The organism is Streptomyces sp. B1866, from assembly GCF_031932565.1.
GTDB lineage: Bacteria > Actinomycetota > Actinomycetes > Streptomycetales > Streptomycetaceae > Streptomyces.
On record NZ_JAVSCF010000272.1, the window covers coordinates 1 to 8325 of the forward strand.

Annotated in this window: 5 protein-coding genes and 1 pseudogene; 2 read left to right on the plus strand and 4 right to left on the minus strand. The window is 77.4% G+C overall.

The genetic code is table 11. The annotated features are described in order from the left end of the window. Positions 1 to 214, minus strand: a pseudogene (locus RKE29_RS25345) (heavy metal translocating P-type ATPase); the annotation flags it as partial. Positions 215 to 503: 289 nt separating this feature from the next. Continuing rightward, on the minus strand, positions 504 to 746 hold the full coding sequence (locus RKE29_RS25350) for an acyl carrier protein (protein ID WP_312007953.1): 243 nt from the start codon (positions 744 to 746) through the stop codon (positions 504 to 506). Positions 747 to 1090: 344 nt separating this feature from the next. On the opposite strand from RKE29_RS25350, the gene RKE29_RS25355 reads away from it, so the two are divergent. Next, on the plus strand, positions 1091 to 3022 hold the full coding sequence (locus RKE29_RS25355; protein ID WP_312007955.1) for a serine/threonine-protein kinase: 1932 nt from the start codon (positions 1091 to 1093) through the stop codon (positions 3020 to 3022). A 155-nt stretch (positions 3023 to 3177) separates the two neighbouring features. Beyond that, positions 3178 to 3945, plus strand: a complete 768-nt coding sequence (locus RKE29_RS25360; RefSeq protein WP_312007956.1) for an FHA domain-containing protein — start codon at positions 3178 to 3180, stop codon at positions 3943 to 3945. Between the two features lie 28 nt (positions 3946 to 3973). On the opposite strand, the gene RKE29_RS25365 is transcribed toward RKE29_RS25360, so the two are convergent. Further along, positions 3974 to 5581, minus strand: coding sequence for a hypothetical protein (locus tag RKE29_RS25365; RefSeq protein WP_312007957.1), 1608 nt, complete (start codon positions 5579 to 5581; stop codon positions 3974 to 3976). 337 nt (positions 5582 to 5918) lie between these two features. After that, positions 5919 to 8325 (minus strand): SpoIIE family protein phosphatase (locus RKE29_RS25370; RefSeq protein WP_312007959.1); only part of this gene is annotated, 2407 nt, incomplete at its 5' end.

An 8325-nucleotide genomic window follows, 5' to 3' on the forward strand; every position in this document is an offset into this window, starting at 1 on the left:
CGAGCAGCCGGGCGGGGCTGCCGACCGCGACCGCGCGGCCCGCGACGGTGGCCGTCACGCCGCTGCCGGGCGCGGAGGCGAAGTCGCGCGCCGGGGGAAGGGTGAGGCCGCGGGCGCGGGCGGCGTCCACGACGGCGCGGGCCAGCGGGTGCTCGCTGGGGTGTTCGGCGGCGGCCGCCAAGGTCAGCAGGGCGTCCTCGGCCAGCGCCGCCCCGGCCCCGGACCCGGCCGGGTCCGGCCCGGCCGGGCCGGGACGGGCTCCGTCCAAGGACGCGGGGCCTCGGCCCTCCCGCGCGGAGTCCGGGTAGGGAGGGTTGGGGGCGGCCGGGCCGGGTGCGGACGCGCGGCGGCCGTGGCCGGCCTCGCGTGAGGCCGGCCACGGCCGCCGGGTGCCCGGGCAGGGCGCGGGAGTCGCCGCGCGGGTGGCCCGCGCGGGCCGCCCGGGTCTCAGCTCGCCGCGGGACCGNTCGCCGCGCGGGTGGCCCGCGCGGGCCGCCCGGGTCTCAGCTCGCCGCGGGACCGGCGTCCCCGGCGGTGGACAGCTCGGCCAGGAAGCGGTGGCACTCGGCGGCCCGCTTCGAGTCCTCTTCCATCACCGAACGGAAGAACTCGGCGATCTCCTTCTTGTCCGCGCTCTCCGCGTCGCGGACGTACTGGCCGTAGTCGTGCCCGCCCTTGAGGGCGTGGTACTGCACGGACACCAGGTCGTACGCCACGTCGCTGAAGCCGGTCTCTCCAGTGGCCATGATCTGCCTCCTCGGATGCGCGGGTAGCTTCCGCCCATGCGTGTGCCTTTTTCGGGCGGTTTCACACCTGTCGCGGGCAAAGACCGGCGGTGACTCGCCGACGCGCGGGCGCTGTCGGCCCACTGGCGCGGGGCCGGCCGCCGAGCGCGCGCCGGGGAGCGCACGGGCGGCGCCACGCGCGCCGGAGTCCGGGCGCGGTGAACATCCTGTGAAACACCGTCGGGTATCGGACGCCGCCCTGCGAACGCGGCGTGTGACCGCGTTCTCACGCGATAGATTCACCTCCCGCTCCGCCCGCGCCGCCGCGGCGGAGCCGTACCGGTCACACGCGAGGAGACACATCGGTGCGCCTGGGCACACGGGTCGGTGGGCGCTACCGGCTGACCAAGGGCCCCCTGTACGGAGGCATGGGCGAGGTCTGGCTGGCCCACGACGAGGACCTGGGCCGGGACGTGGCCCTCAAACGGGTACGCCCCCGCGACGGCGCGGACGCCGGGCTCGACGGGCTGCGGGCCGAGGCGCGCGCGCTGGCCCGGCTGCGCCACCCGCACGTGGTCACCCTCTACGACGCCGTCCGGCGCACCCGGCTGGGCCGGACCACCGCCTGGCTGGTCATGGAGCACGTGCCCGGCGGCAACCTCGCCCGGCGGCCCCCGATACCACCGCCCCTGGCCGCGCACATCGGCGCGCAGACCGCCGACGCGCTGGCCGCCCTGCACGCGGCCGGTCTGGTCCACTGCGACGTCAAACCCGGCAACCTCATCGCCTCGGGCGGCACCTCGGTCAAGCTCGCCGACTTCGGCACCGCCTACCGCGTCGGCGGCGACGAGACCATCTCCCCCAACCACAGCGGCGGCTACACGCCCGGCTTCGGCGCCCCCGAAGTGGCCCAGGGGCGGCCGCCCGAGCCGCGTTCGGACGTCTACTCGCTCGGCGCCACCGTCTACGCGCTCATCGCGGGGGAACCCCCGGGGCGCGACGGCCGCGGAGACGGCACGACGGCCGCCGAGGAGCGGACGTCCGGGGCGTACGTCCCGGCGCACCGGGCCGTACCCGCGGCGCCCGGACTGGACGCGGACGTCGGTCCCCTGCGCGACCTGCTCACGGCCATGCTGCGGCCCGATCCGCGCGACCGCCCCGGCATGGCCGAGGTCCGCGAACGGCTCGCGGCCGCCGCGGGCCCGCCCGCGCTCCTGCCCGCCCTCCCGGCCCGAGCGCCGGAGACCACCCGCGGCCTTCCCGGGGAGCGCCCGGGGCGCGGGCCGCTCGGCCGGCCGGCGGGCGCGGCGGCCGCGGTGGCGACGGCGGGAGCCGTGGCGCTGGCCGTCCTCGCCGTGGTCCTGACCGCCCAGGGCGACGGGAAGGCGTCGGCCGGCGGCGCCACGCGCTCGCCGTCCGCGCCTCCGACGAAGGACCCGGCGGCGGCCCTGTTCGGCGACTACCGCACCGCCGACCCCTGCTCCCTGACCCGGGCCACCGCCTTCGACCGGCTCGGCGACACCGAACTGGAGCGGGACTACGGCAACTTCGACCGGTGCGACGTCGTCGTGTCCCGGAGCGGCCGCGACCTGGTAGACGTGCACATCGACCTCGACCGGGATCCGGTGTCCGAACTGGCCTCGCCCGCGCGGCGGTCCGGACGGGTCGGCGTGGTGGAGCGGTCCGCGGAGAGCGGCAGGTGCACGCGCGTGCTGACGGTCGACGGCATCCCCGACTACACGGTCCTCATCGAGGCGGACGGGCTCGGCGAGGCCGGGAACCGGATGGCGCTGTGCGACATCGCCGACACGGCGGCCGGGATCGCCGCCGACCGGCTGGGCGGCGGCCGGCTGCCCCGCCGCTCCCCCGCCTATCCGCGGGACTCGCTGCTGTACCAGGACGCCTGCGGCATGGCCGCGGCCGACGCCCTCAGCGTCATCCCGGGCGTCGACGCCCGCGACCCGGAGCCGTCGTACGGCGGGTGGGGCTGCAAGTGGCACAGCACCACCACCGACATCGACGCGTACCTGCACTTCGACCGGCCCACGCTGCCGATGGCCGACAACAGCAGCACCACCGACCTCCAGGGCCACCGGGCCGTCATCATGCCGGAGAAGGACGGCGAGGGTACGTGCACGGTGGCGGTCGCGGGGCCCTCCTACGTCGACGAGGACGGGGACACGGCGTACGAGACGGTGATCGTCGAGATCCACGGTGCCGGCCGCCCGCGGGACCGGCCCTGCGACCTGGCCACCGCGCTCGCCCGCTCGGCCGCCGCCACGCTGCCCCAGAGCTGACGGCCCCCGCCCCCGGGCCGGACCGCGGCGGGAGGGGTCCCGGGCCGGTCGGCGCACAGTGGGCGCGCGGGTGTGCGGCCAGGGACAGGAGACCACGGGGGCCGCACACCCGCCCCCGTCCGGACCGGACCGACCAGGCAGCCAGGGAGACCGCTGTGAACAGCCGTGACACTCTCGCGCGGGGCGCCGCTCCCGCCGCACCCGGCACGCTCCACGTGCGCTCCGTGGCCGGCCGCCTCAGGGTCCCGCCGCGGCCCGGTCTGACCGTGCGGTTCGGGCGCGGCGAGCGCCCCGAGGTGGACCTGCCCGTCGGCGAGGACGACCTGCGCGTCAGCCGCCGGCACGGCGAACTCACCTTCCGCAAACGCCGCTGGTGGCTGCGGAACACCGGCCGGCAGCTCGTCCGGCTGCCGCACGGCCGGCTGATGCACGCCTCCACCGACCCGGTCCCGCTGGCCGTGGGATACACCCCGGTGTTCGTCAAGGGCTCCGGCCCCCGGGAGCACCTGGTCGAGCTGTACGTGACGGGCCACGACGAGTCCGGTCTCGTACCGCGTCGGCAGGCCACCACCCTGCCGCCCAGAACCTGGCCGCTGGAGGAGGACGAACGCCTCCTCCTGGTCGTCATGGGCCAGCACTACCTCCTCTACGAGGACGGCCCGCGCCCGCTGTCCTACCGTGGCGCGGCGGCGCAGCTCGCCGACCTCTGCCCCGGGGGCAACTGGACGCCGCGCAGGATCGAGTTCCGGCTGGAGGCCGTGCGCCGGCGGCTGCACGGCGACGGCTTCCCGTACCCGCTGCTGCACGACATGGACTCCGGCTCGGTGCCCAGCGACAACACCCTGCTGCACAACCTGCTCAAGGGCCTGGTGGAGTCGACCACCCTGGTGCCTCCGGACCTCGCCCTGCTGGACGACGAGTGAGCGCGGGCCGCCTCGGCCCGCGCCCGGCCTACACCCCGCCGGTTCCCCCGCCGCCGCCGGAGCCGAAGCCCGTCGTCCGGACCGTGTAGGCGCACTCGGTGTACGTGTAGCCGGGTTCGATCTCGGCCGTGTCGGTGCCGGGAGTGGCGGCGGTGGCGCCGTCCCTGGACTTGTGCAGGAAGTAGCTGGTCCCGGCGGGCAGGCGGATCGTCCGCCGCGGGTAGGCGCCGCCGCTGTCCTCGCAGGCGGTGGCGCGGGCGGCCGCCTCGCTGGGGTACAGGGTGCAGCTTCCGCACGCGCCGAGGGTGAAACTGCCGGTGACCGGGCCGGTGTAGAGGATCTCCACCTCGTCCGGGCTGTCGTTGAGGACGGTGACGGAGATGCTGCCGCCGGAGGCGGTGGTGGGCAGGCGCCGCCCGGCCGCGGGCTCCTCCCGGGCGATCTCGGCGGCTATCGCTATCTTCTGGGCGCGCTCCCGGTTCCGGTCGTCGCGGTAGGCGCGGACGAAGCCGTTCATCGTGCGGAGCGCCGCCGCGAAGTCGCCGTCGCGGTACTGGTCCACGCCGCACGCGTACGTACCGGACCGCACCCGCCCGGCGGCCCTGCGGGCCTGCTCGCGAAGGGCGGCGGACGCGGCGCTCTTCCGGCCGGCCAGGGTGGAGGCCTGGCTGCCGAGGGTGCGCAGCCGCTCGGTGGCCGGGCAGGGGTCGGCGCCCGGCAGGGCCGCGGCGGCCTTGCCGACGGCGTCGGCGAAGGCCGGTGCGACCCGCGCGGCCTGCCGGGAGCCGGGGAAGCTCGTCAGCAGCTCGCTCAGCTCCCCGACGCCCGTACCGGCGCCGAGCCGGCCCGTTCCGCACGCGTACAGGGAGGTGGCGAGCCGGTCGTCGGGCCAGGTGGCCAGGGACCCGGGGGCCTGGCCGCCGAGGGTGCCGGAGACCGTGCGCAGGTATCTCAGCGGCTCCAGCGCGTCGCAGTACCGCTGCTGCTCGTACGGGGCGCCGACCGTCGCGTAGAACGTCGCGAGCCGGTCGGGCACGCGCCGGGCGGCCCGGGAGCCCGGGTGGTCGTCGAGCAGGTCCCGGTAGGCGTCCAGCGCCCGGCGGTAGTCGCCCCCGGCCGCGCGGAACGGCCGGTGGCCCGCGGCGCTCACGAGCCGGTCGGCCCGGTCCAGGCGGTCCAGCAGCATCCGCTGCACGGCCTCGTCCCGGGCCCCGTCGTACAGCGCGTACCCCCCGGCCGGGGCGGCGAGGAGGGCCAGGCCCAGCAGCGCGGCGACGGGCGACCGCGGCGGCCAGGCCAGGCGCGCGCGCAGGCCCCGCAGCCCGCCGTGCACGGCCGCGAGCCCCAGCAGCGCCAGGTACCCGGCGACCGCGCCGGCCGGGACGCCGTCCGGGTCGGCCGGCAGCGCGACCGCCAGCAGCGCGCCGGTCGCCGCCCAGCACGCGGCGGCGAACCACCAGCGGCGCAACAGCGCGTACCCGAGCCCGAGGCCGCTCAGGTTGAGCAGGGCCACCGCGACGGCCCGCACCGGGTCGGGCGGTACGGGCGGCGTCGGCGGCCGCGACGGCATGGGCGGCACCGCGAACCCCCCTGCCCCGCCGTGCGCCCCCGCCTCACCCGGCTGATCCCACGCCATCGCGACTCCCCTCCCGGGACGGTGTCCCCGTCGTCGTCTCCCGCGCCGTCGCCGGCCGGGGCGTGAGACCCGTCGGCAGACCGGGAGTTGTGCACGAGCGAGCTGACGCCAGCACAGCACGCGCGGGCGGGGACCGGTCCCGGCGACACGGCCGGGCCGGGGCACTGCGGCCGGGTCGTTATGTTCGTGCGCGGGACACGTGCGCGGGACGTGCGCGGGGCGGGCGTGTGCCGGGTCGCGGGCGCGCGGGAGGCGGCCTGGGCGCGCGGGCCCGTGCGGCCCGGAAGGCCGGGCCGGGCGCCTGACCTCCCGTCAGGAGCGGTCGTCCGGAAGACGCTCAGCGCCGCTGGATGCCGACGAGGCAGGTGTCGTCGTCGGTGTCGGAGTTGCTGCGGGTGAGCAGGTGGTCCAGGCGGGCCTCCAGGTCGCCGTCCGGGCCGGTGGCCGTGGCCGTGTGCAGGAGCTGCTCCAGGGACGCCTGGAGCGAGCGGTCCTTGCGCTCGATCAGGCCGTCCGTGTACATGAGCAGGGTGTCGCCCTGGCACAGCCGCACCGTGCCCTCCTCGTACGCGGTCTCGTCGAGCGCGCCGAGCAGCAGGCCCCGGAGCATGGGCAGGGTGGACGCCTCCCGGCCGCGGATCAGGACCGGCGGCAGGTGGCCGGCGCGGGCCCAGCGCAGGACGTGGGTGTCCGGGTCGTACAGGGCGCAGATCGCGGTGGCCGTGACCTGCTCGGTCAGGTGGTGGGAGACGAGGTTGAGCCAGCGCAGCAGCTGGGCGGGGCCGGCGCCGGTGGTGGCCAGGCCGCGCAGCGCGTTGCGCAGGGCGACCATGCCGGTGGCCGCGTCGATGCCGTGCCCGGCCACGTCCCCGACCGACAGCAGGATCTGCCGGGAGGGCAGCACCACGGCGTCGTACCAGTCGCCGCCGACCAGGTGGTCGTTCTCGGCGGGGCGGTAGCGCACGGCGACGTGCAGGTCGGCGGCGTCGACCGGGCCGCGGCTGGGCGGCATGATGGCGTGCTGGAGCTGCCGGGCCAGCCGGTTGCGCTCGGCGGCCTGCTGCTCGCTGTGCGCGAGCTGGTCCCGGGTGGCGGCCAGGGCGACCTCGGTCCAGTGCTGGGAGGACACGTCCTGGTAGGCGCCGCGCACCGCCTCCAGGCGCCGGTCGGCGCCGAGCACGGGCTCGGCGACGACGCGGATGTGGCGGACGATGCCGTCGGAGCGCTGGAGGCGGAAGGCGGTGGAGGCCGGGCGGCGGTGGTGCAGCAGGTTCTGCTGGAAGTGGGAGATGGCGGTCTCGTCGTCGGGGTGGGCGTGGGCCGTGAGCTGTTCCAGCGGGATGGGCGCGGCGGTGGGCGGCAGCCCGTAGAGGGCGAACAGCTGGCTGTTCCACACGATCTCACCGGTGGTCAGGTTCTCCTCGAAGCCGCCGATGCGGCCGAGGCGCTGCGCGTTGTGCAGCAGGTTCGCCAGCCGGGCGGCCTCGTCCTCGATGCGCCACACGAGCAGCACGCTGTCGCCGACCCGGCTGATGCTGACGCCGGCGTTGACGGTCACCGGGACCTGGCCGACGAGGGTGGTGAAGGTCAGGCGCTCGGCGCGGAAGGGCTGGCCGGTGGCGTGGACGTGCTCCACCTTGTCGAACAGGCCGTCCCCCTCCGCGGCCGTCGGGTACGCCTCCAGCAGCAGCGCCCCGGTGACGGCGCTGCGCGGCCGGCCCGCCGGGTCGGTGAACCGGGGGTTCGTGTGGTGGATGCGGAAGTCCAGCAGCCGCCCGTCGGCGTCGTGGTGCGGGCGCAGCAGCAGGGCCGGGTCGTGCAGGCCGTCGGCCAGGTCCGTCAGCTCCGAGATCTCGCGCCGCCCGGCGCCGGGCCGGTCCGTCCGGGCGGGGGGCGTGACCGGGTGGGTCTGAAGGGTGTGCGCGACCAGTTCGGCCAGCGCCTCGACCTGCCGTACGATCCGCGGCGGCTGCGGCGGCACCGGCCCGGGCCAGCAGATCTCCAGCACGCCCAGGATGCGCCCGCCGGTCCTGGCCGGTACGGCCGCGCGGCCGCCGTCGGGCAGCTCGCGGTGGCCGATCGACGGCAGCCCGGTGCCGGACAGGGACGGCAGCCACACGGCGTGCCGTTCGGCGAGGGCCCGGCGGGCGGGGGTGGCCACGCCGGGGGGCACGTGGCGCCAGCGGTCGCCCTCCTCGGCGGACAGCCCGGCGCAGCCGGCGAGGGTGAGCGAGGCGTCCGGGCCGACGGCCCAGACGGCCACCGCCGTGGCGCCGAGCGGGGCGAGCGCGTGCGCCAGCAGGGACCGGGCGACCGCCTGGGTGTCGTCGGCGGCCAGCGCGCCGCTCTCGGCGGTGCGCAGCCGTACGGCGGGGGACGGCTCGGCCGAAGGGGCCGGCGCCTGGCCGGGGCCGGCCACGGGCCGGGCGACGACGTGGGCGGGGAGGTCCCGCGCCGCCTCGGTGAGCCGGTCGCCGGCCGCCTGGTTGACGATGTCGGCGGCCAGCTCCAGCGGGGACACGCCAGCGGACTCGGCCAGCGTGGTCAGCTGCCGGGCGGCCTGCGCGGGCCCGCAGTGCAGGCGCTCGACCAGGATGCCCTTGGCCAGTTCGACCAGGGCCCGGCCGTCGGCGGCCGAGTCGGCGCGCCGGATCTCCTCGCGCAGCCGGGCGACGGTGGCGGCCAGCCGGGCCACCCGGGCGTCGTCGCGGGCGGCGCCCCGCGGGCGGCGCCGGGCGCGCGGT

Coding starts and splice junctions, on each gene's coding strand:
- RKE29_RS25350 (WP_312007953.1), bottom strand. CDS start 746: ATGGCCACTGGAGAGACCGGCTTCAGCGACGTGGCGTACGACCTGGTG.
- RKE29_RS25365 (WP_312007957.1), bottom strand. CDS start 5,581: ATGGCGTGGGATCAGCCGGGTGAGGCGGGGGCGCACGGCGGGGCAGGG.